The 1032-nt window shown below is 45.8% G+C and carries 2 protein-coding genes; both read left to right on the forward strand.

All coding sequences use genetic code 11. The features are described from left to right. Positions 1-609 (forward strand): imidazole glycerol phosphate synthase subunit HisF (gene hisF / locus ACP45E_RS16295; protein WP_069585273.1); only part of this gene is annotated, 609 nt, incomplete at its 5' end. After that, positions 606-1032 (forward strand): bifunctional phosphoribosyl-AMP cyclohydrolase/phosphoribosyl-ATP diphosphatase HisIE (hisIE, locus tag ACP45E_RS16300; protein ID WP_069585274.1); only part of this gene is annotated, 427 nt, incomplete at its 3' end. The genes hisF and hisIE, both read left to right, overlap by 4 nt.

Below are 1032 nucleotides of genomic sequence, written 5' to 3' on the forward strand. Positions count from 1 at the left end.
AGTGATGGCCGTGTTGTGGATAAGAGCTGGGTCGCCCGCGTGGCAGAGGTGATTGATATCCCTTTCTGTGTCGCTGGTGGAATTAAATCTGCTGAAGACGCGGCCCGTATTTTAGAGTTTGGAGCGGATAAAGTGTCAATCAACTCACCAGCACTGGCAAACCCTCAGTTGATCACTGACCTCGCCGATAAATTTGGTGTGCAGTGTATTGTTGTGGGTATCGATTCATACTACGACAAAGACACGGGTAAGTATCAGGTTTATCAGTTTACGGGTGATGAAGAGCGAACCAAAGCCACAAGCTGGGAAACAAGAGATTGGGTTCAAGAAGTGCAAAAACGAGGCGCGGGTGAAATCGTACTGAATATGATGAACCAAGATGGCGTGCGTAATGGCTACGATATCGAGCAATTGAATATGGTACGCGAAGTCTGCCATGTGCCTCTCATCGCTTCTGGTGGTGCTGGTGCAATGGAGCATTTTGCACAAGCGTATAAACAAACGAATGTCGATGGAGCGCTTGCTGCATCGGTATTTCATAAGCAAGTCATCAATATTGGTGAACTGAAGCAATATTTAAACGCAGAAGGTATAGAGGTACGAGTATGAGTTTTAATGTATCGAAGATAAATGATCTTTCTGAACGAATAGACTGGAATAAAGTCGATGGTTTGGTTCCTGCTGTTGTGCAAGACTTTACCTCAGGGCAAGTCTTGATGATGGGCTACATGAATCAGGCAGCGCTTGATAAAACAGCAGAAACTCAGCAGGTTACATTTTTCTCAAGAACCAAAGAGCGCCTTTGGACCAAAGGTGAAACATCAGGGAACGTTCTTCAATTGGTGAATATTTCCCTTGATTGCGATAATGACACGCTTCTTGTCAAGGCCAATCCCATTGGTCCTACGTGTCACACCGGTACCACAACATGTTGGGATGCGGATAAGCAAGAAGAGTCTCAAATGGTGTGGCTTCATCAACTTGAGCAGCTATTGGCTGCCCGCAAGGACGCCGATCCAGAATCCTCTTATA

The organism is Vibrio genomosp. F10 str. 9ZD137 (assembly GCF_049974785.1).
Taxonomy (GTDB): Bacteria; Pseudomonadota; Gammaproteobacteria; order Enterobacterales; family Vibrionaceae; genus Vibrio.